Source organism: Paenibacillus sp. SEL3 (genome assembly GCF_054602585.1).
Genome location: NZ_CM137725.1, coordinates 261375 through 285104, shown reverse-complemented (window position 1 = coordinate 285104; position 23730 = coordinate 261375). Strand labels below are relative to the sequence as shown.

The window sequence follows — 23730 nt, the reverse complement described above, 5'->3', positions numbered from 1 at the left end:
GTCTTCAATATAAGCATATGATTATAAAATTATAGAATACAAAGAGGAGGAATCAGCAAAACAAGAAGACGAGGACTATGGAAATCACGGATAATGGAGGTTTTGAACATTGGTTTGGTTGGCATGCATTATATTTCTAGCCACTTTAGTGTTGGTGATCTGGCAGCCTAAAAATTTGTCTATTGGCTGGTCCGCCTGCGGAGGAGCTGTACTTGCTCTACTGGTAGGTGTCGTCGATTTGCATGATGTTTGGGAAGTGACTCAGATTGTCTGGAATGCAACCCTAGCTTTTGTGGCCATCATCTTGATTTCGTTGGTGCTTGATAAAATCGGATTTTTCGAATGGGCGGCGCTTCACATGGCACGAGCTGCAAGGGGAGGCGGAACCCGCATGTTCGTGTATGTGACCATTCTTGGAGCTGTTGTCGCTGCTTTTTTTGCGAATGACGGTGCGGCCTTAATTCTTACACCCATTGTTCTAGCGATGGTTCGAGCACTTAAATTGGATGAGAAAATGGTTTTTCCGTTCATCATAGCTAGTGGTTTTATTGCGGATACGACGTCGCTTCCACTTGTGGTCAGCAACCTGGTGAACATTGTATCAGCCGATTTTTTTGGCATCACGTTTATGGAATATGCGGGTCGTATGGTTGTACCTAATTTATTTTCCTTATTGGCTAGTATTGTAGTACTGTATCTCTTTTTCCGTAAAAGGATTCCAAAAACGTTTGATGACGCACAATTAATGGCACCTACAGAAGCGATTAAAGATCCAAAAATGTTCCGTATGTCCTGGATTGTTCTCGCGGTGCTGTTGGTTGGCTACTTTGCATGCGAATTTTTTAGTATTCCTGTCTCAGTCGTAGCCGGTATCATAGCCATCTTTTTCCTGCTGCTGGCGAGAAAAAGTCCTGCGGTACCGTTGAAAAAAGTCATCAAGGGTGCTCCATGGGCTATCGTATTTTTCTCTATCGGCATGTATGTAGTGGTGTATGGTCTGCGTAATGCCGGTTTGACGGATCTGCTGGCTCATGTGATTCAAGCGGCTGCCGATCAAGGTATGTTTGTAGGCACCATGGGCATGGGTTTTATCGCGGCGGTTATCTCGTCGTTGATGAATAACATGCCTACGGTCATGATTGATGCGCTTGCCATTAATGCCACCCATACGACTGGTATAGTCAAAGAAGCGCTGATTTACGCTAATGTAATTGGATCGGATTTGGGTCCGAAAATAACCCCGATTGGTTCATTGGCGACATTGCTATGGCTACATGTGCTTAGCTCTAAAGGTGTGAAAATATCTTGGGGAACTTATTTTAAAACAGGCATTGTTTTAACGATCCCTACTCTTTTTATTACGCTATTAGGCTTGTATCTGTGGTTAGTCATTTCATAATTGAATATTAAAGGAGACGTTTCCCATGGAGAAAAAGACAATTTACTTTTTGTGTACTGGTAATTCTTGCCGGAGTCAAATGGCAGAAGGATGGGCTAAAAAATATCTAGGAGACAATTGGAACGTATACAGTGCAGGCATTGAGGCGCACGGCCTTAATCCTAAAGCAGTGCAAGCGATGAGTGAAGTAGGTATCGATATCTCTGGTCAAACCTCGGATATTATTGATCCTGTCTTGCTGAACAGCGCCGATCTGGTTGTGACATTGTGCGGGGATGCGGCTGATAAATGCCCTATCACTCCTCCACAAGTTCGCCGTGAGCATTGGGGATTTGATGATCCGGCCAAAGCTGAAGGATCGGAAGAAGAGAAATGGGGCGTCTTTCAGCGGGTTCGTGAGCAGGTAGGAGAACGCATTAAACAATTTGCAGAAACCGGAGAATAGCAGTTCCTGCTATGAATTCGATAGAGGGAGAATGATTCAGATGAATTATCACGCACTTGTTGAGAACAAAGTATATATTGGTGGAGAGAGTGCATTGCTTCAAGTTCTTCGGGAGCAAGAGATCACAGATGTTTTTGATCTGCGAGATAACGGTACTGAGGCAGAAGGATTTCCGGCAAAGGTAACGCGTCATCATTATCCGATTGTGGAACATGAGACTGGGCAGGAGGCTTCTGTGCAAGCTGCTATTCAGGCGGTAAAAGAAGCGGTGAACAGCGGGAAGACCGTGTATTTCCATTGCGCCGGCGGACGGAATCGTACAGGAACCGTAGCAACTGGAGTGTTACTTGAGTTGGGTTTAGCTACCACAGTGGAAGAGGCGGAAGCCTTGGCCAAAGAAAAACGTCCGGATATCAATATCAAGCAAGAGATGCGTGATGTGTTGAAAGGTTTTTATCCATCCAAGTAATTAAATCTATACAGTAGAGGGACAATTTCCTATGGGAAATTGTCCTTATTTTCTTTCAAAAACATTGGATACCCAAAGGTGTAAATACAGCAAAATCATTTGTATAAATCAGGGGACGCTGTTTTGGTTCAAATAGAAAGCGGTATTATGGTAAAGAAATATTAGAAAAGTCAAGGACAAGAGGACATATTTATAAGGATTTAAAGTACATACTTTTATAATATTAATAAAAAATATAATCACAAATATTTGATTTTGGTACACAACTTTATTGTATATCGTACAGGTGCAAATAATTGTATTTACTCGCTAGGACACAACTTTATTGTCCTTAGAGAGATGGATAAGCCTGGAATCAGGAAAAATGTGTGGAACCGCCACATCAGATTTTATTAGCCTTAAGAAGGGTAGCCCTAGTGAGGAGATTTCAAAGGGCTACCCTCTTTTAGTAATTACTTTTTACTTTATGAAAATTAACCCTTGACATAAACCTGGTGCTCAACTATACACAGAGCAATCTATAAATTAAAGGACGGTACTAATGGTACAAATGCCATCCCCCTTTCTAATCTTATAAAGTCAGGTAACAGCCAATCGAGTAGATTAGATAGTTATCCTTTACGGTCAAGATTTAGCTTTTATGTTGAAATGGGCACATTCCCTGTAAGTTGACATATACTGACTACATAAAATTTATAAAGGAATGGTGCAAAGTGTATTACTTTCCTACAGCGAAACACGGTGGTTACCCTCCATACTTCTCACCTCTATATTTGTATCCTGACTACACTATTGTTAATAAACAACCTTATCATTCAACATGTACAGCAAGAAACGATCAAGACAACTATCTCTCACTTAACAGTGTATCTCAAGCAGGTGCGGGGAATATCGGGCAACAAGCTATGTTGCAGGATTACGGGAAGAGACCATTAGTGGTTGATATTGAAAAGGTTACTAAGCTGAATCATACTTTTCGTACAGCCTTATGGACTGGAGAAAAATTTCAGGTTACTGTAATGAGCATAAATGTTGGTGAAGATATTGGATTAGAAGTTCATCCTACTACGGATCAGTTTATACGAATTGAAGAAGGTCAAGGACTGGTTCAAATGGGGGACAGCAAAGACAGACTCGATTTTTTTGTCAATGCGTATGAAGACTATGCAATAGTAGTGCCTGCTGGTAAGTGGCATAACTTAACTAACACGGGTAACAAGCCGCTTAAAGTGTATGTTATCTATGCGCCGCCAGAGCATCCATTTGGAACAGTTCATCGGACTAAATCTGATGCAATGGCTTCTGAATAAAAAACAATTAGTGGATATACGATTACGATTTTATAAGAGCCGCCTTTTTAATAGAGCGGTTTTTTTGTCTCGCGCTTGCTTATAGACGTTGACAAACATATTTAGGCCAGTCATAATACTGACCAACTTCAGTACAACATCCAAAAGCTTCAGACACAATTCAAGAGACGACATGGCAGCACCCCCTTTCGGGTAGCTTCGCCGTGTCATTCCTCACCGATTTACCTTGTTCAATCTATTATAACATTTTTTTGGAATCTAACAGAATCAATCAGTAGAGCTCGTAATCATTCAAGAATGTAACATTGAGGATTATTACTATGGCCTATGATAATTAGTGCACACTTACGCAGAACGCCTTTACCATCAAGTTCCGATTTTTTTATTGGAATTTAGTTATTTTTATACGAAAAGATAAATTTAACCATATTGGTTATGCTGACCCTATCATATATGTTCCGATACTGACGTTTATGATGAGAAAGATGAGCCGAAGGTCGCCCAAAAGTTTCAGCTCTCTACTAACAACCAATCAATCGCGAAGAACAGGCAATGGACGCCGAACTCCATTCTTTCTGACGGTAAAACTGCCTATGCAATCCCTTTCCCACATTCATATCATAGAAAATAAGCTTATGTGTGAAGGGGGAGAGAATTTGGCAATCATACGCCAGGGATCTTGTATCGGAGTGTTGTATCGACCGACAGCGGACGGCTGTGTAGCGTCACAATGCCAAACGTACTCAGGCGGGTGTCACTGCGTCCATAATGGCAGGTTGGTGGGGGCAGTAAAGAAATTGGGTAACACACTGATCCATATTTCCAGAACGTTAGATACGGCGAATTTGAAATCAATGGATGGGATTCTACTCCGGCACTGGAACATTCGTAACAGTAAAAACAAAAACTCGATCTTTCTTGAAAATTTATTTATTCCTATATCCCGATTGGAAGCAGTACAAGTAACGCCATTCAGAAATCTTGATCGTCCTGTGCCTAGTCCGGGCAACCCGTGTTCTCAACCGGCGCCTGGCACGGTACGCAAACCAAACACCATCTATCCGGGGGATTGTATCGGCATTCGTTTTCAAAAAGTCAACCATTTATGGGACATCAAGAATGGCAAGTTTCTCTTTTGGCAAAAGTCCGGCATTCCTCATTGCCAATGGAATACGAAACTGCAAAATAAATCAGACAGGGTGTGGTACGCTCACTGGATCGTCAGAAAAATGAGTCCTTACTTTCAATCCGTAGCCTCAAATCGTGGATCTGCATCAACTGGGAAGGAAACAAATATCACTCTCTACCCAATCACTGAATCTAACCCCAAGGAGGGAACGACTGTAAAAATTACTAGATTGGATCATACCTCCATAAAACGAATACTGACCTATCATTGACCGCCATTTGTGCAATTTGTTGTGCTTCAAAAACAATCGCAGAGCAGTTGATCAAAATCGATGACAAATGTGAGGGATTACATTGGCAGAAGCATAGATCGAGACACTAACAGACATTTCGCTAAAGGTTTTAAATAAGAGGCTTGCAAATCAGAAGAACCCGAACTTTCAATTTGTTTTTTTTGGTGACACGTGGTTTAACTGGGGAAACGCCATCGTGCAGCCATTCACGAAAGCCAAGCAGGATGCGATAAGAAGATACCAGATTTTTTTGTCTTGCTTGGACAAAGCGAGCAAGCAAACGCCAAAACCCCTGATTATCTTATATGGCGGAGATGGCGTATTTTCAGGATCTGCAGAACAACTGGTATTCTTTAAAAATGTAGTGGAAAAATTCGTCAAGAAAACGAATATTGCATTTTTTTATGGTACCCGGGAATCACGAAAGAAATGGTGTCAATGGATCATTGGTTAATTATCAGAACATCATCGGTCCAAGAAAAGCAAAAAGGCCGTGCAGGAAAATGGACTGAACTATATCATTAACACCCCAAAATTACGGATGGTTATGTTAAATGATGTTGGACCAGTCGCGAAACCGACCAGGTATGGAATTACCAATAGCGCCCTAGTTACCTTCAACAAGGGGATAAATACAAAAAAAGACGTGGTCGTGGTTATGTATGTTCCGCCAAAGGTAGGGTCGTTCAAAAAATTCCCTAGCAGTGAAGCATTTCCGGTCACAACACCGAATGATAAGGCGTTTATAGCCAATCTAGGCAAATCAAAAAGTGTAAAACTTACCCTGGTAAGCCATATACATGACGTCCTTTTAAAAGGAACAATTGCAGGGAAAACCGCTGTTTTAAATGGAAACGGAGGTGCAGGCACCGATACCCGCCCGACGCTAAATTCAATAATTTCATATTTTGCCTTTATATATAATAATAAGTGTATTAGATTTAACGGGCACAAATCTGTAACAGTAAAAACAAAATTAAGGCCATCAAAGGTATTTATTTTGACCAAAGACGGAATCATCAGCGTTCCCATCGTGTAATGAGCGCAATTCTTTTTTGGGTCCCCTAACATGACGTTGTGATTGTGACAATATTTATTATTGGATTTTTTGTTGGACACATCATGTATACTTGCTGGAAAAGTAGAAGGGGTACCGTCAAAAAAACGCCGAAAACATACGCTAAGAAATCTTTAAAACATCATACCAACTGGGCGAATGCGATAACTCAATTATCTATCATGTGAGGCAATCCACCCACTTGAGAGGGCTAGGTGGATTGCTTCTTTCCACTCCGGGTAGTATCTGCAAATCTGATACTACCCCATCTGATTAAGTGTAATGCCCCCCATTGTCAAGACATGGTTTTTTGAGGAATAAGTTATGTTCTCCTTTTTACACGTATGTCGGCCCTACATCGGCTCTTCATTCTTGTCGATTAAATGAGAGTTCTACAAGCAATAAAATTTTTACACTGTTATCTTACTTTCTGGTATTGGTACCACAGTTGCTTTACCATCTATAGACCCCTTAAGAAGACTTCTATTATCATTGGATTTTTCGAAATCCATTTGCTTATATTCATGTTTCCAAATAACTGGTGATGTAATGGATTCTTGAGTTGAATAAACATACTCTGTCGATCCATAAATAATATAGGTCTTTTGGTCCTCTGCAACAAATGTTTGCTGATATTCGCCACCTATACGTCCTGGTGATTTCTGTATCATTTTTATGTCGTAATTGCTACAAGATAAAATGTTAACTGGTCCGGAATAGTGACCATATATGGTCACTATTGATTCGGACACATTTTCACTTTGTTTCCTCATTTGTACACTAGATACTAATGAACCAACAACTTTTTTGTTGGAATCTTCGATGACATAACTTCTTGTCGCTTGATAATTTCCGTTCGAAATTGTTGATAGATTTCTTGTCCTGGAAACCGCATCTGCGTTTGAGCCACAATTGATTGAAAACCCTGAACTACCTAATACTTTTGGGTGAAACGATGCGGGGATCTCTTCGAAGATTAGATTACCGTGGAAATTACCGTCAGATTCAATCATTAGCTTACCGTTTGCACTTAGCAGTTTACTATTAACCAACCCATTCATTTTAAGATCAATAGAAATTGTCATTTTTGTTCCTCCCATCATTATTGATTAAAGTGTTTGTAGTTATTTCATCTTTATTCATTCATTTGTAATGATCTGGTATGATTAGTAACTCCCCCGTAAAACCTTAATAAAGATTCCTTGAATATGATTTTCCGGCACTCGGATTATATGGTTGTGAAAAATCAACGATTACATTAGCATAAGGGTTGCCTGTTCATGCCCTAGAAGATATCAAGTAAATATTTGTCATATTCTTCAGACTCCTGTTTTTACTATCAGCCTTTTTGGATATGAAGCAACTTTTTCATGGATGATATTCAATTTAGTGTTATGTACCCAACGTTTCTTGGCAGTGTTATGGAAAACTTCATGTTCTAAGGCTTCATAATCAAAAAATCAATCAAACTCACTAAGGTCAATTTTTAACGTCGATATATCGAGTTTCTGTATCTTGTTTATCTTTTTTCTTCATCCAGCTCATCGGTTACGACTATCTTAATCAGAAGTAGGCGATTATTGATATAAATAACAACATATGGAAGCGTATTATTAATATCGTTTATTAGATGTTCGATATTCGCCTTATTAAATACAATTTCCTTTTTTGTGGCTATTGCCTAAAGCTTTGTATAACTGCCGAAACGTAAGACCAATTCAGGCACAGTTATTTTCCTATGTTTACTTTAGTATTTATTTCGTAGCCAAAATTAAAGCTGCTTCAAGTTCTCCGGCACATTAGATTGGTGAGCACAATGAGGTATAGAATTTTCACCATTTCGTGCTATTAAACCATTTTACAGGAGGGACAAATACATCCACGATTTTTTCTCAGAAATAACTAAGTTATCCCCTAAGCCAAATGGGAGTTAAACAGCTATTTTCCTCACCTCTATGTGAAGGGATCACATGGAGTAGCTGCCGACATATTCAGCGTAGGTCTGAATGACGCAAAAGCTTTAGGATTAGCAGTTAGAAGTTCCAAAGCAGCATTTATTTATTAATTTCACTGGTATATTACTCTAGTGTAGCGGGTAGTCTATATACTAATTATCTGCAATTTTTAAACAAGGAGGCTTTTGCATGAATGATCATATCGTTATTTTGATAAGAAGTTTTTCAGCATTCTTTATCCTAATGATAATTGGGAGAATATTAGGGAAGCAAACCCTTTCCAATATGAACTTTCATGAATTCGTAACGGCAGTTATATTAGGAGCTATGGCTGCTAACTTTGCATTTAACGAAAAAATAGAAGTTATCCACCTATTAATAGCCCTGTCCGTTTTTACAATTACTTCTTATGTTTTGGCCAAGCTTTTTTTGAAATTCAGAAACTTTAAGATGTGGACAGAAGGAACTCCCACCGTTCTCATAGAAGGAGGGCTCATTCTCGAAGATAACTTAAAAAAAATAATATGACAGTGGATTCTTTAAACCAGCAACTTCGCGAGAAAGATATATTTAATATAGAAGAAGTGGAGTACGCCCTACTTGAGATTAACGGAAAACTATCTGCCCAAAAGAAAAAGGAACTGCAAGCCGTGACATTAAAAGATCTGCAGTTGAATGCAGGCAATGCCACACAGTTCCCAATTGAGCTTATAATTGACGGTCAGCTTTTGCATGGCAATTTAAACTCCAATCATATTCCCGAATCATGGCTGCTGTCTCAACTGAAGGCCCGCGACAAAAAGTTAGAGGACGTATTCTATGCCATTAAAGGCAGCAACGGCCAGCTCTATCTGGATGAATATAAGGATAAAATCCAGCAACCCATTGATGTGGAATAGGACTTTTGGTCAAAAAGTTACTTGAGGTTCAACGTAATCAGATAATTGTATTTGGCAGCGTGCTTAAGCTCATCCAAAATGATACCGTACACTGTGTCCTTATAGATGCCAGCAGGCAAACCAAACCAGATGTTGCGGTACCGTTCCACCGCACCCAACTCTCCCATCAAGGCGCGCTGTAGACCTTCTGTATAGGATTGCAGCCTCTCATATTTCTCACTACTGATGCCTGCAATTTCCTGTCCTGTCAAAACCCGATACATCTCTCTGAACATTTTATTGTGACCGCGCTCATCGTTACGGATACTTTCAATAATAGCCACCTGCTCTTGTGAGGGAGCCAAATTGATCAATTCATCGTAGAACAACTCATCGTTACGCTCCCCTTGTACCGCTTCCTTTATCATTTGTACTGCTTTCGGAAATCCTGTGTTCCAGATAGGTACAAAATTGGCCCGCATATAGTATGAATTTCCCCAGTAAGAAGGTACTTGATACAAGTTTATTCCCTCCCGATGTTAGTTTTTAGAAAGTATATGCGCATCTGCCCATGTCGGTTCCACATTAGGGAAATGGCTGTTCCGCACACACTCCTAGTCACCCTTTTATTGTGAAGTAAGTGAAGTAATTCTGGGACTATGACTTACCAACATACTGGGTTGTTATACTGTTGATAGCTAACACTGGGGAAGAGCTCACTAAAAGATCAATTACGATTTGTGTTGTAGTTGAGAGTACTTGCATCTATTACTTCCAGATAATCAGAGTACCTATTAATGTACATAATACTTGTTTCAGGGTGATACGTGTATGCAAGCTATAAGCTACAGAGAAATAAACAAGGTACCACTTGACGAGTATTAGCTGGTTTCCTTGTATCAGCTAGAGGTTTTTTTAGTCATTATAATAACAAGTGCATTGGCCTGCTGGCTGCAGTGAGACATAGTTTCTATTGTCATGTTCAATTTACGAATCGCATAAGATAGAACTAAAACAATGGAGATATTATCCACATGCACGAAGTAAGTCTCATGTATGAAATCATTCAGACCGTCCAGAACACTGCAAAGGAGCACGATATAAACAAGGTAACGTCCATTGAGCTAACTATAGGAGATCAGTTAAGCATACTTCCTGAAGCACTTTTCTTTGCTTTTGAATGCCTTAAAAAAGGCACAATACTGAAGGATAGTATAATAAAATGGGAAATAAGTCCAGGACATGAATTTTATCTTGCTTATATAGAAGGAGAATAAATGATGTCAATCCGAATTTCTGTCCATCAGGATATTATGCGCGGAAATGATGAATGGGCTAAGCGTAACCGCACTATATTGGAAGAGTACAATGTATTCACAATTAATATGCTAAGCTCTCCAGGCGCAGGTAAAACCAGCTTATTGGAAGCTGTCATTCCGCGACTTAAACCTCAGTTACAGGTAGCAGTGATCGAAGGAGATGTATGCACTACGTTGGATGCAGAACGCATAGCTGCTCTAGGTGTTCAAGCTATTCAAATTAACACACAAGGAGCCTGTCATCTAGATGCAAGGATGATAAATGAAGTAGTACAATCCCTTCCTCTGTCCCTAATTGATTTATTGATTATCGAAAATGTTGGAAATCTGGTGTGCCCTGCAAGTTTTGATTTGGGAGAGCATTGCAGAGTCACTGTAACCAGCACAACAGAAGGGGCGGATAAGGTAGAGAAATACCCGGAGGCTTTTCAGAGGAGTCACGCCATTCTATTGAATAAAATCGATCTGATGCCTCATCTGAACTTTGGGATAGAACAATTTGAACTGGGATTGAGGAAGATAAGATCAAAGGCTCCCATATTCCATACTTCTGCGAAAACGGGGGAAGGAGTACAAGAATGGGAAGAATGGCTGAAGAAGAGAGTCCGCCGGTCCATAGAGTAAGGCTGTTTGTTCAGGGAGTGATCCAGGGCGTCGGATTTCGGCCTTTTATTTACCGTTTGGCGGTAAAATATGGACTAACCGGATTTGTCCAGAACCGATCTTCCCTAGTGATTGTCGAAGTGGAGGGGGATCCGGATCAAATTTCTGCTTTCTCGGAACAATTAATATGGGAGGCCGCCTCCCCTATCAGGGTCGATCGTATATCCCGTGAGAGAACACCGCTTAAAGGAGACACAGCATTTGTTATATCCATGAGCCATGAAGAAGGTCAAGCTGTCAGCATGATACCTCCGGATATATCAACCTGCCCAGAATGCCTAACTGAACTCCGTGCATCGACTTCAAGATACTACAATTATCCCTTCACCACCTGCGCTCAATGCGGTCCAAGATTTTCTCTCGTGCAACAGATGCCTTATGACCGAATAAGTACCTCGATGGCCTCTTTTCCTATGTGTATTTCCTGCAAAAAAGAATACGAAAATGTACAAAACCGAAGATTTCACGCTCAAACGACGACCTGCCCGGCTTGTGGACCCCAAGTAACTTTGTTAAATAAGTTGGGGGAAACGCCGTCCGGTGACTGGTTGACGAACTGCCATCAGGCATTACAAGAGGCTCAGATTCTTGCAGTCAAAGGAGCAGGAGGGTTTCATCTTATCTGTAATGCCGCCTCTCAGGAGGCGATCTCCTCTCTCAGAGTCCGAAAAGGGAGGCCCAATAAGCCTCTAGCCATTATGGCAAAGGACTTAGCGTGTATCCAATCCAACTTCTTTGTTTCCAAAGTAGAAGCAGAAGCTATAAACAGCCAAGCAGCACCCATAGTGCTGTTAAGGCCTAAACCTGGGCGATCCCAGCTGCTGCCATTAAGCTCCATAGCACCGGGTCTAAACCGCATTGGAGTGATGCTCCCTTACACTCCGCTTCACCATCTCTTATTTCCGGAAAATATCGATTTCTTGGTCGTAACCAGCGGGAATCCGAGCGGAATGCCCACCATATATAACGATGATGACGCCTTACATCAACTGGGTTCGATTGCCGATCTATTACTCCTGCATAACCGGGCTATCGTCATGGGCTGTGACGATTCCGTTGGACAAGAATTGGCTGGAGATTTTCAGCTGATCCGCCGCTCTAGAGGATACGTACCCGAATGTTTGACCATTCCGCTGCCCAGTACTCATCAAGGGGATTCAGTAAAAAATTGGCCGACCCTTTTGGCCATTGGTCCGGATATGAAAAATACATTTTGTTATATCCATCAAGGAAAGGCCTATCTCAGTCAACATATTGGCGATTTAAACACGTTAGAGAATATCAAATATCAACAAGATGCTCAAGAACATCTGCAAAAGCTTGTAGATGCGGCCCCCGAATTGATCGTATATGATCCACATCCCGACTATCTGAGTACACGGATGATGGAAAAGACATCGCAAATCCCCTTGATGGAGGTCTATCATCATCATGCCCACATGACTTCTTGTATGGCAGAGAATCATATCCAAACTGCAGTAATTGGTTGTACGTTAGACGGTACCGGGTACGGGGACGATGATACACTTTGGGGATTTGAGATTCTGACCGGAGACTATCTGTCGTATCGACGCGTTCAGCACCTCAAACCGTTTCTTCTACCTGGGGGTGAAGCCGCCATACGACGCCCATGGATGACGGGGATGTCCTTACTGTTTGAAGCTGCAGAATCAGAAGATCAATTTATGAAATGGTGTGAGTTTTGTTTCCCTAGACATCAAAGTCAATTTTCCTTGCTACTATCTCAGCTGCATGGAAATCTGCCAGCTCCACGCATAAGCAGTGCGGGTAGATTATTAGACGGAATATCTGCAATCTTGAATATCTGTCATGAAGGCACATATGAAGGGGAAGCCGCCATTCAATTCAGTGAGATCATGGAGAAAGATGATTTTACATCTCAAGTTGGAGACATATCTAATCGCTACCGTTACACCATCGAGCATGATAGCTGGGTAATCGACGAAATGATTCAAGGAGTCATGCAAGATTATGTGAGACAAACTCCTCTCATGGACATCGTTCGAAAGGTCCATCACACCCTGGCTTCTATGATTGTGGAGGGGGTTCATAGAGCGAAGAATCAAACCGGAATCACGACCGTGGTATTGAGCGGCGGTGTCTGGAACAATCGATATTTAACCCATATTACCAAACAACATTTAACCCATGAAGGATACGTCGTATATACCCATCACAAGGTGCCGACTGGAGATGGGGGTATCGCCTTAGGGCAGGCTGTAAGTGGATTATGGAGGTGGGCTCACGAACATGTGTCTGTCGGTCCCAAGTAAAGTGTTGATCGTGTATCCAGAGGAGTTTGAAGCCAAGGTTGAGTATCTTGGCGCAAGGTTTGTTGTAGGCACACGTTTGCTGGAACAGGTCGAGCCGGGCATGTATGTCCTTGTTCACGCCGGCGAGGCTATACAGATTATTGATGAGGAAAGAGCGCTGGATGGGCTGCTGTTATGGAAGGAGATGCTAAGAGAAACATGAATCTGATGAGCTTCAGGGATCCTGTCCAATTTGAACAGATGTTTATACAGATGGAACCGCATTTTCTTCAGGCGAGAGAGCGCTTGGGAAGGAAACTGCGTTTCATGGAGGTGTGTGGTACACATTCCGTCGCTTTCAGTAAAACAGGTCTAAGACAGCGGTTATCGCCATATATTGACTTGATCAGTGGGCCCGGCTGCCCGGTATGTGTAACGGCCCAAAGTGATATTGATCAGATGATTGCTTATGCAAACATCCACGAAGTAATCCTGGCCACATATGGGGACATGATGAAAGTTCCTGGATCTTATTCCAATTTGGAGAAAGAAAAAGCGAATGGAACAAACATTCACATTCTCAATTCCGCGTCGGAAGCCATTGATCTAGCTATACAGAACCCGAACAAGACCGTGATCCTCCTGGCAGTAGGATTTGAAACGACCGCGCCAAGCGTCGCACTCAGCATCCTAAGGGCAAAAGAAAACAATCTTAGCAACTTTTTTGTTTATTCAGCTCATAAGCTGACTCCTCCGGCACTCGACGCGCTGCTTGATGATTCAGAACACCAGTTGGACGGATTTCTTCTGCCTGGCCATGTTTCGGTCATCATTGGACGCAGAGGTTGGCTTCATCTGGAGAGTCTAAATGTTCCTGCTGTTATTGGCGGTTTTGAGCCCATCGATATGTTAATGGCCGTGGGTGTTCTCACTATGGAATTGAATCGACCTGATCGTAAACTTCATAATCTGTACCCGCGTTTTGTGGCAGAGGAGGGTAATGCGGTTGCACAGAAGATGATGGATTCCTGTTTTATTAGCAGCTCCCCTTCGTGGAGAGGATTCGGTGATCTTCCAGATAGCGGTCTGCAGATCCGTCGAGAATACAGCCCATTCGATGCCTCTATACATCTAATAACGGATAAGCAAAAAACCAAGGAGATTAAAGGTTGTCAATGCAGCGAGATCGTGAAAGGTAAGATGTCTCCTTTTGAATGCAAACTGTTTGGCAAGGCATGTACACCCTCTCAACCGCTGGGACCGTGCATGGTATCGGCAGAAGGGACGTGTTCCACCTACTACCACTATGAGAGAAACAAGGAACGAACTAGAAGTTGAAAGAAGAGGGATATTGTCATGCAAAAAATTGTTATTTCCCATGGTGATGGCGGGAGGATGACACATGATCTGATTCAGCAGGTTTTTTTACGATACTTTAAAGATCCAGTGCTATTGGAACAAAGTGATGCTGCTATCATTTCAGTACAAACTCCTTACGCAGCGGTCAGCACAGACAGTTTTGTTATACAGCCGTTAGAATTTCCCGGAGGGGATATAGGGAAACTGGCAGTAGCAGGAACAGTGAATGATCTTGCAGTAAGCGGAGTGAAACCGGCTTTTCTCACAGTAGGATTTATTCTGGAAGAAGGGCTGGAAATTTCTTTCCTGCAGCGCATTGTTCATTCATTGGCTGTAACCGCTGCTGAAGCAGGAGTCCGCATTATTGCGGGAGATACTAAAGTCGTAGAAAAGGGCTCATGTGGTGGAATGATCATCAACACGACGGGCATAGGTTATATGGAAAAGCCAAATCGGATCGCCATGCGGAATATTAGGCCTGGAGATGTCATCGTCATCAACGGCGGGATCGCTGAACATGCAGTGGCTATTCTGGCTAAACGGGCGGGTCTGGAATTCTCGCCAGGCCTGCTCAGTGATTGTTGTGCGCTGAATGGAGTGGTCGATCAGCTTCTGGACACATTTAAAACCATTCGATTTATGAGAGACCCCTCACGCGGAGGAATAGCTACCTCATTGAAAGAAATTGCCGAGCACACGGAATTGGATATGGTGGTCGAGGAAAAAGAGATCCCTCTACGCCTAGATGTACAGGGAGCGATTGAAATGATGGGAATGGATCCTTTGTATATGGCGAATGAAGGCAAAGTTTTAATATTCGTCGCAGAAGAAGAAGCCGCCGCCCTTGTTCAATGTCTAAAATCCATCCCGGGTTATGAAACAGCGAGTGAGATTGGGCGAGTCAAGGAAGGGACTGGGAGAGTGCTGCTCCAAACGATGATCGGTGGAACACGGGAGCTGGATAGAATGTCTGGAAATCCGCTTCCACGTATATGTTAATCAAACAGGGGAGGTTAGTACTATATGTGTCAAAACTCTATTAACGATGCATCCGTTCTGGTACTGGTTCAATCCATGCAGCAGCAGATGGAGCAGGTTCGTGTCAATGCAGGTCACTGCAGGGGGTTTATGTCTGATCACAATGCGGAACTTACTGCAGCTTTTCAAGAGGCTGAGCAGCAAGCGGAGCTTCTAAATCAAAGGTTAGAAGATATTGTGCTTCTAATGAACGCCAGAGCTGTTCAGCCTTCGGCAACCCGTCCTAAGTTCACCTTCTTTGAATAATTGAATAAAATGCCCATATCTATCGTATGGGAGGCATACTTGTGACGAATCGACAGCTGGTACAGGAACAAATAAATAGTACATTCTCGGAAATTCAATATTTAATACGATTGCTCTATACTCATCAGGATGCGCAGATGAAAGGATTGACGCTAAACCAACTTTGGAATCAAATCTCTCAACTCCAGTTCCTGGTGCAGCTCGACAGAGACCAGAATAACACCGCATTACCAGTAAATGCAGCAAATCTCTCCTATTCTAACCCCACCATCTCCTCTAATCCTGCTGCGACCAACCAACTACCAACTAATCCATCCGGCAATTCCATTCCTGCCAATCAGCCAAACTTCACTCGTGAGCAGCTGGCTGAATACAACGGGAAAAGCGGCAGACCCGCCTATGTTGCTGTAAAAGGGATCGTGTATGACGTCACAGGTAATGCAGCCTGGTCGGCAGGAACCCACTTTGGACTTACTGCGGGACAGGATTGGACACGGGAATTTGCGTCTTGTCATGCTGCAGAGCAATGGATTCTGAACACATTAACGCCTGTAGGGAGGCTGACGAATTGAGTGACAGAATCGTGCTGCCACCGGAAACCTTGACGAATGAAGCCATATCCAGCCGCTTATTCGAAGAAGCCAAGCAGAAGATTCAGAACGGGGAAGTTACCAAGACCAAGCTCGTATGGCTTGAGCTGAATGGCTGTTCCGGAAACATTATATCCTTGCTTAATGGCCAGAACCCCAGCTTCGAATATATGATCACTTCCATGGTGGACCTTGTATACAGCAATAGCTTAATGATCCCTGAAGGAGAAAAGGCGCTTGATCAGCTGTTTGATTTATTGAAATCGGACGAAGAATTCATTCTGGCAGTTGAAGGAGCTGTGGCTCTTCGTGATCAGGGGAACTATCAGATTATAGGCAGTTATGAGGGGAAACCCATTACAGGGCTCCAGGCTGCGAGGATGCTCGGGAACAAAGCAGCCCACGTCATTGCAGTAGGTGCATGTGCCGTCGATGGCGGACCTTCAGCCGCAAAGCCTAACTTATCCCAAAGTGTAGGTTTGCAAAGTGTTCTTCAGCGTAAAGTAATTAAACTGCCTGGTTGCCCGTGTCATCCGGATTGGTTTCTGGGGACGCTTTCCCATATTCTAATGTACGGCGAACCTGCATTGGACAACAAAGATCGGCCGCTCTTGTTTTATAGCACATTAATTCACGACCGATGTCCAAGACTAGATTATTTTAATAAAGGTATTTTTTCCAAAACACTGGGCGAGCCTTACTGTCTGTTCAAGCTCGGATGTCGCGGCCCGGTCACCCGTGTGGACTGTCCGACGCGCAAATGGAATAATCATGTCAATTGGCCTATTGGCGCGAGCACCTGCATCGGATGCTCGCAGTTCGGGTTTCCTGATCAGATGAGTCCTTTTATTAGCTTCGATACCACCTATGCAGTCAAGGAGTAATGCCATGACTAAAAGAATAAAAATTAATCCGTTAACACGAATTAGTGGATTTATGGAAATGGATGTGACCCTGGAGGGCAGCCATGTCGTTGATGCCAAAACAAAAGGTGTTATGTTTCGCGGGTTCGAACAGATGATGGTGGACCGCAGTCCTTTTGATGCGATTTATTTAACGCAGCGCATCTGTGGTATATGCTCCACAGCTCACTCTGTTGCAGCCTCCGTTGCCTTGGAGGATGCTTTACATATTGTTCCTACGGAGCAGGGACGTTATTTAAGAGATATTATTCATGCCTGTGAATTTATACAGAATCACTTGAGGCATTTTTATCAATATGGGCTTCCCGATTTTGTAAATATACCTAAAGTGACCTCCATTTATACAGATGCACATAGTGATTTTCGGCTGCCATCACAGCTAAATGAACTTCTTGCCTCTCACTATTTCGAATCTTTGCCGATCAGCAGGCTGGGACATCAATTGCTGGCACTGTTTGGAGGTAAAGCCCCGCATAACCACGGCATTTTTGTCGGAGGATATTCCACTCCAGCAACCACGGACAGACTGGTAAGTGCGAAGTCCATTCTTGTACAAATTAAGGACTTTGTACTGGCCAAAATGCTCCCTGACGCATACGTACTGGCCAGATATTATGATGATTATTTTCACATTGGAGCGGGTCCACGAAACCTGATGACTTATGGATTGTTCAATAACTATTTAGATCTGGGAACCTTATATGTGGATTCTGGCGTGTATCGCGAAGGCCATTTTGAGCAATTTGACAGAAGTTATATTAATGAGCATATTGATTATTCCTGGTATGAAGGAACGGCTCCGAATCGACCGTTTGAGAATATGCCGGAGCCTGATATGAACAAGGAACAAGGATATACATGGGTAAAAGCCCCCAGATATAAAGAGCTGCCCTATGAAGTCGGTCCTCTGGCCAGGCTGTGGATTAGCGGGGAATACCGCCATGGAATCTCGACGATGGACCGGATCCTTGCTCGCTGTCTGGAAGTTAAGAAAGTCATCGAAGTTACAGAGATATTATTGGATCAGGTTATCCCCGATACTCATGTACAACAACAGTGGCAAGTACCTGACGAATCTCAAGGAGAAGGGTTAGTAGACACAACTAGAGGTGCACTGGGGCACTGGGTTAAACTCGATAACAAAAAAATATCTTTTTATCAGATCATAACACCATCTGCCTGGGATTTCTCTGCAAGTACGGCCACAAACAAGGGAACTGCGGAGCAGGCATTGATAGGTACCAGGGTCGCTAATCCGGATGACCCCATAGAGCTTGGCCGAATATTACGATCCTTTGATCCTTGTATGTCCTGTGCGACGCATGTTCATCGTGAAGGACATGCAATCCAAACGTTCCAGGTGATGGGATGAGTCGATTAACCGTGCTGGGTATTGGAAGCCAACTGATGGGGAACGACGGGATTGGGGTTTACGTGGTCGAGGCATTGAGAGTTATGAATATTGATGACCGTGTCACGTACATAGCTGGAGAGACGGACCTTGACTTTTGTCTTCAATACATTGAGGATGCCGACATTCTTCTCATCGTTGATGCAGTTATTTCCGGAAATCCTGTTGGGACAACGACCATTTGCAAACTTCATCATCTGATTCCGGAAGAACGGGGGATTTCAGCCCATAACCTTCACATCCTACACATGATTCCGTTAATATATCCCAATCTGACAGCCTATTTGCTGGGCATTGAGGTAAATGTTCTGGAATGCGGTATAGGAATGGATGAAACGATGAGCTCCTATTTTGATAGTATTCTTCAGCAAGTCTTGGTGAGTATTAATTCTTTGTTAAATAACTGAATTGCTTAATCGTGAGTTTGAAATTCTGATTTATGATATTTTTTATTCCTTTTTCAAGAAAGCTTCGGTATATAGTATTCTAGGTGGCTAGCGATTTAATATTCCAAATGGAATCAGGTAATGTATAAAAAGTGCAAGTTCTGTACTCAAATAGCTGACATAATTAAAGTGATAGCTCCCCCAATAAGATTTTTTATTATAAAAGGTTTACTTGAAAGAGATTCTTGTAACGTTATTTGCATTCAATCCTCTGGTCATTTGCGTAAACTTCGTTGGTGGCGGAATTATTGACGCAGAGAGGAATGACCTAAAGTAGATTATTATGTTAAAAGTAAAAAATGAAGCAACTCTTTAGAGTGCTTGAATAGAAGAAGCCAACCAGCTTTAAACTGTACCCTCTGTAAAGGACATTTTAAAAAGGGCTTAGGCTGCTTGAAGAAGATGATCTCTGTATTGAACAGGGGTCATCTTTTTTAAATTCCATTGGTATCTGTAATGGTTGTAATAAGTCATATAGTCATCAATTTCACGTCTTAGCTCTTCCATAGTCGCACAGGGTTTGATGGAGGCCTCATCCTTAAAATGACCAAAGAAGGATTCTTGGGGGGCGTTATCCCAACAGTTTCCTCGTCTAGACATCGACTGGTTTAACCCCATTTTCTTAACCATCTTTTGAAAATCAGGATGTGTGTAATGTGTTCCCTGATCCGAATGAATAAAGGCACCCTTTGCTTTTTTAAATCTTCGATTCTTCTTCAGCTTTAGAAGAGTGTCCGTCGCAAGGTCCATAGTGATTCTCTCTGAGACATGATAAGCCAGTATTTCATTGGTTGAACTGTCCTTGATCGTTGATAAATAAGCTTTCTTGCCTGTACCATAATATAAATAAGTGATATCTGTCAGTAACACCTTGCCGGGGATGTCCTGCTTAAATTCCCTATTCAAAAGGTTAGGAACAACCCGATGTTCCTGAGTCGCCTTCATCATCCTTTTATAGGGATTTGCCTTCCGGAAAGGACATACAATGCCGTATTTCTTCATAATTCTCCGGATCCGTTTTAAATTGTAGACAACCTTAAACTGGCCCTCTAATATCATCTTGATAGAACGGGCCCCTTTCTTGCGTCTTTTGAAACGGAAGGCCTTCAGGATCGTTTCTTTTACCTGTTCATCATCCTGTTCTCGTTGCTTCCGCTTTTCCGCTGATTCGGAAGACCAGTACTTGTAATAGCCACTCTTGGAGACCCCGGCCATTCTGCATAAATGGTTCACCATTCGATGAAGATCGTATTTCCGGATAACGGTATGGATCAAAATATATTTCTGGCAAGGTGGCAAATTTACTTGTCTTTCAGCCCCCATTCCGCCATACGGATCTTTTTTAACAGTTCGTTCTCCGCTCTTAATAAGGCGTTTTGCGCTTCGAGCCTGGCGTTCTTTTCTTCCAGTGTCAGTTCCCTTCTAAGGGGTCTTCCAGATGATTGGCTCCTTGTATCGTGCAGACCCAAGACACCGTTTTCCCGGAAGCTCGCACGCCATCTTTTTCCCGAGGATCGTACTCGTTGGAGTCCGATTACATGTACATCAAATCCGCATTCCTCAAATATAGCCCTCGGTAGCTTGCCCTTTTTATTTTCTGAAATAAAAAGTTTCTTGAATTCATCCGTATATGTAATACCTTTTGATGTAACTGACTTAACATAAAGATTGTTAGAAAGCTGTTCGATTTCTTTCTCTGTAAATGTCTTTTTACTCATTCCAGTTCCACTTCCCATTTTTCTCAATATATAAAAAGTACCCTACGGAGAGACTTTTTTAAAGTGTCTACTCTATAGGGTACAGTTTACTTAGAGGTTGGCTTTTTTTATGAAAAATTGCTTCTTAACAAACGAAGTTTAAAAGGGATGTAGGTCAGTTGGAGCAACAACTCATTATTTAGTAATGGAGTTGACAAAAATGATGTCTCTTTGTAATATACCTATAGGGGTATGGGTAATAAATGAATGACCCCATTGAAATTGGCATTGTAAACCACAGGTCAGAAGGGAAGACTTAAATATAAACTCTGTACCAAGTTCATAACAAAATTTGAGGGGGTCTCTGCAGTGGCCGAAATTAAAGTAGATCAGACACTCGATTGCAAAGGGCTTGCATGTCCAATGCCAATCGTAAGAACAAAAAAAGCGATGGATCAACTTGATGCTGGTCAAGTTATTGAAGTACAAGCTACAGATAAAGGGTCTCTGGCAGACATTCAAGGATGGGCCAAAAATACCGGGCATCATTATCTCGGTACAATAGAGGAAGGCGATGTACTCAAGCATTACGTGCGTAAGGCAAGTGCTACTGAAACAAAGGAAGAGAAGAAGCATCCACATGTAATTTCCAATGATGAATTGAAGAAAAAACTTGCAGATAACGAGGAAATTACCGTACTTGATGTACGTGAACCTGCCGAATATGCGTTTAATCGAATTGCCAGTGCCATTTCAATTCCGCTGGGTGAACTCGAGGGTCGGATCCAGGAACTTAACCAAGAAGAAGATATTTATGTCGTATGCCGTACAGGCAGCCGCAGTGACCTTGCCTGTCAATTGCTTACTGAAAAAGGATTCAAGCAAGTCAAAAATGTAGAACCGGGCATGACTGGTTGGACGGGTCCAACAGAAAAATAAAAAAACAACAATAAACGGAGGTATAACAATGAGTACTAAAGTAGCTATTATTGCAAGCAATGGTGGAATGTTCGATGCATATAAAGTGTTTAATATCGCAACTGCTTCGGCAGCGACTGAAGCAGAGGTTGCCATTTTCTTTACTTTTGAAGGCTTGAATCTGATTCATAAGCAAGCTCATCATCAACTGCCGCTACCTGCAGGGGCTGAACATTTTGCTGAAGGATTCAAAAATGCAAATGTTCCATCGATCCCACAGCTTGTAGAAATGGCTCAGGAAATGGGTGTCAAGATTATTGCTTGCCAGATGACAATGGATGTTATGAACCTGACAAAAGAGGATTTTATTGAAGGCATTGACGTAGGCGGAGCTGTCACTTTTCTGGATTTTGCGAAGGATGCCAACGCTACATTGACTTTCTAAATGAAGGGGGAAACGAAATTGGAATTAAAAGCGATGACGGCCAAGGAACTTACTCGTATCGTCTTGGCTAAAGAAGAAATCTTTATCCTTGATGTTCGTAATGAAACCGACTTTAACGATTGGAAGGTTGAAGGCGACAGTGTTGATATCATCAACATTCCTTATTTCGACCTCTTAGATGGTGTAGATGCTGCGCTCGAAAAGATTCCTGATGGCAAAAAATTGCTTGTTGTCTGCGCAAAAGAAGGATCCTCCAAGTTTGTGGGCGAGCAAATCGTCGAAGCGGGCAGAACCAATGTGTATTACCTGGAAGGCGGTATGAAATCGTGGAGCGAGTACCTGGAGCCGGTGAAGATTGGTGACCTAAAGAGCGGTGGATCTCTGTACCAGTTCGTCCGGATCGGCAAGGGCTGTCTCTCCTACATGGTCATTTCGGACAGTGAGGCTGCCGTCATCGATACGCTTCGAATGACCGACGTGTTTGAACAGTTTGCCAAGGAGCAAGGCGCACAGATTAAGCACACTCTTGATACGCATCTGCATGCCGATCATATTTCCGGTGGCAGGAAGCTTGCGAAGCAAACAGGTGCCACCTACTGGTTGCCGCCTAAGGATGCAGAAGAAGTAACATTCAGTTACGAGAAGCTGGAAGAGGGACGAGACATCACGGTTGGCGGTACAACAATCCGAATCCAGCCGATATACTCGCCTGGTCATACGATCGGCAGCACTTCGTTTATCATTGATGATCAGTACCTGCTCACCGGAGACATCCTGTTTATCGAATCGATTGGTCGTCCCGATTTGGCCGGAAAGGCAGAGGATTGGGTAAGTGATCTCCGTGAAACACTCTACAGCCGCTATAAAGAGCTTTCACGGGAATTAATCGTATTGCCAGCCCATTTTGGCAAAGTGACTGAGCTGGGAGAGGGCGGCAAGGTGATGGCTAAGCTGTCTGACCTGTACCGCAATAATCCGGGTCTGAATATTAGGGAAGAGGATGAATTCCGACGCACTGTAAGTGAAAACCTGCCCCCGCAGCCTAATGCTTACCAGGAAATACGCCAAACGAATATGGGTAAAGCAACCCCTAGTGAAGAGAAACAACGTGAAATGGAAATCGGTCCTAACCGCTGTGCCGTTCATGATAAATAAAGGAGAGATGAATGAATATGAAAACAGATCTTGTAGTGGATACTAAAGGAATGGCATGTCCGATGCCGATTGTGAAGGCGAAAAAAGCGCTGGGTACATTGGCTTCCGGCCAAGTGATGGAAATATTGTCTACGGACAAAGGCTCCGTTAACGACTTCCAAGCTTGGGTGAAGCAAACGAATCACGAGCTGCTTAGCCATGAGGAAGAAAACGGAATTTATAAATTTTATGTAAAGAAGGTGTAAACAAATAAGCGAACACGCTAAGCGTGTTCGCTTATTTCAAGCCGGTCATAAATAATCGTAACACCAAG

The 23730-nt window shown here is 42.6% G+C and carries 27 protein-coding genes; 24 read left to right on the top strand and 3 right to left on the bottom strand.

What is annotated here, in order from left to right; translation table 11 throughout:
- Positions 1-109: 109 nt before the first annotated feature.
- The 7 genes from ACYCS5_RS01480 (at position 110) to ACYCS5_RS01450 (ending at position 6083) form a co-directional block, all read left to right on the top strand.
- Positions 110-1399, top strand: a complete 1290-nt coding sequence (locus ACYCS5_RS01480) for an arsenic transporter (RefSeq protein ID WP_459760689.1) — start codon at positions 110-112, stop codon at positions 1397-1399.
- 25 nt (positions 1400-1424) lie between these two features.
- Positions 1425-1844 carry an arsenate reductase (thioredoxin) gene (gene arsC / locus ACYCS5_RS01475; RefSeq protein WP_165150220.1) on the top strand — a complete coding sequence of 140 codons (420 nt, stop codon included), beginning with the start codon at positions 1425-1427 and terminating at the stop codon, positions 1842-1844.
- Between the two features lie 31 nt (positions 1845-1875).
- Entirely contained in the window at positions 1876-2313 is a 438-nt protein-coding gene (locus ACYCS5_RS01470) for a protein-tyrosine phosphatase family protein (protein ID WP_165150218.1), read from the top strand.
- Positions 2314-3026: 713 nt separating this feature from the next.
- Entirely contained in the window at positions 3027-3623 is a 597-nt protein-coding gene (locus ACYCS5_RS01465; protein WP_459760688.1) for a cupin domain-containing protein, read from the top strand.
- A gap of 656 nt (positions 3624-4279) precedes the next feature.
- Positions 4280-5023: a hypothetical protein gene (locus tag ACYCS5_RS01460; protein WP_165150216.1), complete on the top strand. Its 744-nt coding sequence runs from the start codon at positions 4280-4282 to the stop codon at positions 5021-5023.
- A gap of 217 nt (positions 5024-5240) precedes the next feature.
- On the top strand, positions 5241-5498 hold the full coding sequence (locus ACYCS5_RS01455; RefSeq protein WP_165150214.1) for a hypothetical protein: 258 nt from the start codon (positions 5241-5243) through the stop codon (positions 5496-5498).
- 93 nt (positions 5499-5591) lie between these two features.
- Positions 5592-6083 (top strand): hypothetical protein, encoded by a 492-nt coding sequence (locus ACYCS5_RS01450; RefSeq protein WP_459760687.1) that lies wholly within the window; start codon positions 5592-5594, stop codon positions 6081-6083.
- Positions 6084-6511: 428 nt separating this feature from the next.
- Here the strand turns inward: ACYCS5_RS01450 and ACYCS5_RS01445 are convergent, their stop codons facing one another.
- On the bottom strand, positions 6512-7204 hold the full coding sequence (locus tag ACYCS5_RS01445; RefSeq protein WP_459760686.1) for a hypothetical protein: 693 nt from the start codon (positions 7202-7204) through the stop codon (positions 6512-6514).
- 1041 nt (positions 7205-8245) lie between these two features.
- Between ACYCS5_RS01445 and ACYCS5_RS01440 the strand changes: the two genes are divergently transcribed.
- Together ACYCS5_RS01440 and ACYCS5_RS01435 are read left to right on the top strand one after the other, a co-directional pair.
- Positions 8246-8584 carry a DUF421 domain-containing protein gene (locus ACYCS5_RS01440; protein ID WP_459760685.1) on the top strand — a complete coding sequence of 113 codons (339 nt, stop codon included), beginning with the start codon at positions 8246-8248 and terminating at the stop codon, positions 8582-8584.
- Positions 8581-8955, top strand: coding sequence for a DUF421 domain-containing protein (locus ACYCS5_RS01435; RefSeq protein ID WP_459760684.1), 375 nt, complete (start codon positions 8581-8583; stop codon positions 8953-8955). The genes ACYCS5_RS01440 and ACYCS5_RS01435 overlap by 4 nt, the downstream gene beginning before the upstream one ends.
- Before the next feature lie 17 nt (positions 8956-8972).
- On the opposite strand, the gene ACYCS5_RS01430 is transcribed toward ACYCS5_RS01435, so the two are convergent.
- Positions 8973-9416, bottom strand: coding sequence for a ferritin-like domain-containing protein (locus ACYCS5_RS01430; RefSeq protein ID WP_165181834.1), 444 nt, complete (start codon positions 9414-9416; stop codon positions 8973-8975).
- Positions 9417-9968: 552 nt separating this feature from the next.
- Here ACYCS5_RS01430 and ACYCS5_RS01425 point away from each other — a divergent pair.
- From ACYCS5_RS01425 to ACYCS5_RS01375, 11 genes are read left to right on the top strand one after another with little or no spacing between them, the layout of a single operon-like run.
- Complete coding sequence (locus ACYCS5_RS01425) at positions 9969-10211, top strand: hydrogenase maturation nickel metallochaperone HypA/HybF (protein ID WP_459760683.1); 243 nt, start codon at positions 9969-9971, stop codon at positions 10209-10211.
- Between the two features lie 3 nt (positions 10212-10214).
- On the top strand, positions 10215-10877 hold the full coding sequence (gene hypB / locus ACYCS5_RS01420) for a hydrogenase nickel incorporation protein HypB (RefSeq protein ID WP_165147132.1): 663 nt from the start codon (positions 10215-10217) through the stop codon (positions 10875-10877).
- Positions 10832-13210, top strand: coding sequence for a carbamoyltransferase HypF (gene hypF / locus ACYCS5_RS01415; protein WP_459760682.1), 2379 nt, complete (start codon positions 10832-10834; stop codon positions 13208-13210). The genes hypB and hypF overlap by 46 nt, the downstream gene beginning before the upstream one ends.
- A complete protein-coding gene (locus ACYCS5_RS01410; protein WP_165147126.1) occupies positions 13188-13412 on the top strand; it encodes a HypC/HybG/HupF family hydrogenase formation chaperone in 225 nt (74 codons plus the stop codon). Before hypF ends, ACYCS5_RS01410 begins: the two co-directional genes overlap by 23 nt.
- 5 nt (positions 13413-13417) lie before the next feature.
- The gene (hypD, locus tag ACYCS5_RS01405) at positions 13418-14527 is read left to right on the top strand and encodes a hydrogenase formation protein HypD (protein WP_340844462.1); all 1110 of its coding nucleotides are present in this window, start codon (positions 13418-13420) and stop codon (positions 14525-14527) included.
- 18 nt (positions 14528-14545) lie between these two features.
- Positions 14546-15547 (top strand): hydrogenase expression/formation protein HypE, encoded by a 1002-nt coding sequence (gene hypE, locus ACYCS5_RS01400; RefSeq protein WP_165147120.1) that lies wholly within the window; start codon positions 14546-14548, stop codon positions 15545-15547.
- Between the two features lie 24 nt (positions 15548-15571).
- A complete protein-coding gene (locus tag ACYCS5_RS01395; protein WP_459760681.1) occupies positions 15572-15832 on the top strand; it encodes a hypothetical protein in 261 nt (86 codons plus the stop codon).
- Between the two features lie 41 nt (positions 15833-15873).
- Positions 15874-16404, top strand: coding sequence for a cytochrome b5 domain-containing protein (locus ACYCS5_RS01390; protein WP_238794823.1), 531 nt, complete (start codon positions 15874-15876; stop codon positions 16402-16404).
- On the top strand, positions 16401-17306 hold the full coding sequence (locus ACYCS5_RS01385; protein ID WP_238437749.1) for a hydrogenase small subunit: 906 nt from the start codon (positions 16401-16403) through the stop codon (positions 17304-17306). The genes ACYCS5_RS01390 and ACYCS5_RS01385 overlap by 4 nt, the downstream gene beginning before the upstream one ends.
- A gap of 4 nt (positions 17307-17310) precedes the next feature.
- Positions 17311-18717 carry a nickel-dependent hydrogenase large subunit gene (locus ACYCS5_RS01380; protein ID WP_165147111.1) on the top strand — a complete coding sequence of 469 codons (1407 nt, stop codon included), beginning with the start codon at positions 17311-17313 and terminating at the stop codon, positions 18715-18717.
- Complete coding sequence (locus ACYCS5_RS01375; protein WP_165147108.1) at positions 18714-19163, top strand: hydrogenase maturation protease; 450 nt, start codon at positions 18714-18716, stop codon at positions 19161-19163. Before ACYCS5_RS01380 ends, ACYCS5_RS01375 begins: the two co-directional genes overlap by 4 nt.
- A gap of 423 nt (positions 19164-19586) precedes the next feature.
- Here ACYCS5_RS01375 and ACYCS5_RS01370 read toward each other — a convergent pair.
- Positions 19587-20920 (bottom strand): IS3 family transposase gene (locus tag ACYCS5_RS01370; RefSeq protein ID WP_459761290.1). Its coding sequence is split into 2 segments (ribosomal slippage): positions 19587-20530 and positions 20530-20920, totalling 1335 coding nucleotides; the frame shifts between segments, so codons are not numbered across the junction.
- Positions 20921-21322: 402 nt separating this feature from the next.
- Here ACYCS5_RS01370 and ACYCS5_RS01365 point away from each other — a divergent pair.
- Genes ACYCS5_RS01365 through ACYCS5_RS01350 form a run of 4 tightly spaced genes read left to right on the top strand, consistent with a single transcriptional unit; the run spans position 21323 to position 23662 of the window.
- A complete protein-coding gene (locus ACYCS5_RS01365; RefSeq protein ID WP_238437767.1) occupies positions 21323-21838 on the top strand; it encodes a sulfurtransferase TusA family protein in 516 nt (171 codons plus the stop codon).
- Between the two features lie 28 nt (positions 21839-21866).
- The gene (locus ACYCS5_RS01360; protein WP_165147105.1) at positions 21867-22262 is read left to right on the top strand and encodes a DsrE/DsrF/DrsH-like family protein; all 396 of its coding nucleotides are present in this window, start codon (positions 21867-21869) and stop codon (positions 22260-22262) included.
- Positions 22263-23417, top strand: a complete 1155-nt coding sequence (locus tag ACYCS5_RS01355) for an MBL fold metallo-hydrolase (protein ID WP_165147102.1) — start codon at positions 22263-22265, stop codon at positions 23415-23417.
- Between the two features lie 17 nt (positions 23418-23434).
- Positions 23435-23662 carry a sulfurtransferase TusA family protein gene (locus ACYCS5_RS01350; protein WP_165147189.1) on the top strand — a complete coding sequence of 76 codons (228 nt, stop codon included), beginning with the start codon at positions 23435-23437 and terminating at the stop codon, positions 23660-23662.
- Positions 23663-23730: the final 68 nt, after the last annotated feature.

Coding starts and splice junctions, on each gene's coding strand:
- ACYCS5_RS01395 (WP_459760681.1), top strand. CDS start 15,572: ATGTGTCAAAACTCTATTAACGATGCATCCGTTCTGGTACTGGTTCAA.
- hypF (WP_459760682.1), top strand. CDS start 10,832: ATGGGAAGAATGGCTGAAGAAGAGAGTCCGCCGGTCCATAGAGTAAGG.
- ACYCS5_RS01470 (WP_165150218.1), top strand. CDS start 1,876: ATGATTCAGATGAATTATCACGCACTTGTTGAGAACAAAGTATATATT.
- ACYCS5_RS01440 (WP_459760685.1), top strand. CDS start 8,246: ATGAATGATCATATCGTTATTTTGATAAGAAGTTTTTCAGCATTCTTT.
- ACYCS5_RS01375 (WP_165147108.1), top strand. CDS start 18,714: ATGAGTCGATTAACCGTGCTGGGTATTGGAAGCCAACTGATGGGGAAC.
- ACYCS5_RS01365 (WP_238437767.1), top strand. CDS start 21,323: ATGCCAATCGTAAGAACAAAAAAAGCGATGGATCAACTTGATGCTGGT.
- ACYCS5_RS01425 (WP_459760683.1), top strand. CDS start 9,969: ATGCACGAAGTAAGTCTCATGTATGAAATCATTCAGACCGTCCAGAAC.
- ACYCS5_RS01410 (WP_165147126.1), top strand. CDS start 13,188: ATGTGTCTGTCGGTCCCAAGTAAAGTGTTGATCGTGTATCCAGAGGAG.
- ACYCS5_RS01350 (WP_165147189.1), top strand. CDS start 23,435: ATGAAAACAGATCTTGTAGTGGATACTAAAGGAATGGCATGTCCGATG.
- arsC (WP_165150220.1), top strand. CDS start 1,425: ATGGAGAAAAAGACAATTTACTTTTTGTGTACTGGTAATTCTTGCCGG.
- ACYCS5_RS01355 (WP_165147102.1), top strand. CDS start 22,263: ATGAAGGGGGAAACGAAATTGGAATTAAAAGCGATGACGGCCAAGGAA.
- ACYCS5_RS01360 (WP_165147105.1), top strand. CDS start 21,867: ATGAGTACTAAAGTAGCTATTATTGCAAGCAATGGTGGAATGTTCGAT.
- ACYCS5_RS01445 (WP_459760686.1), bottom strand. CDS start 7,204: ATGATGGGAGGAACAAAAATGACAATTTCTATTGATCTTAAAATGAAT.
- ACYCS5_RS01430 (WP_165181834.1), bottom strand. CDS start 9,416: ATGCGGGCCAATTTTGTACCTATCTGGAACACAGGATTTCCGAAAGCA.
- ACYCS5_RS01435 (WP_459760684.1), top strand. CDS start 8,581: ATGACAGTGGATTCTTTAAACCAGCAACTTCGCGAGAAAGATATATTT.
- hypB (WP_165147132.1), top strand. CDS start 10,215: ATGTCAATCCGAATTTCTGTCCATCAGGATATTATGCGCGGAAATGAT.
- ACYCS5_RS01380 (WP_165147111.1), top strand. CDS start 17,311: ATGACTAAAAGAATAAAAATTAATCCGTTAACACGAATTAGTGGATTT.
- hypD (WP_340844462.1), top strand. CDS start 13,418: ATGAGCTTCAGGGATCCTGTCCAATTTGAACAGATGTTTATACAGATG.
- hypE (WP_165147120.1), top strand. CDS start 14,546: ATGCAAAAAATTGTTATTTCCCATGGTGATGGCGGGAGGATGACACAT.
- ACYCS5_RS01450 (WP_459760687.1), top strand. CDS start 5,592: ATGTTAAATGATGTTGGACCAGTCGCGAAACCGACCAGGTATGGAATT.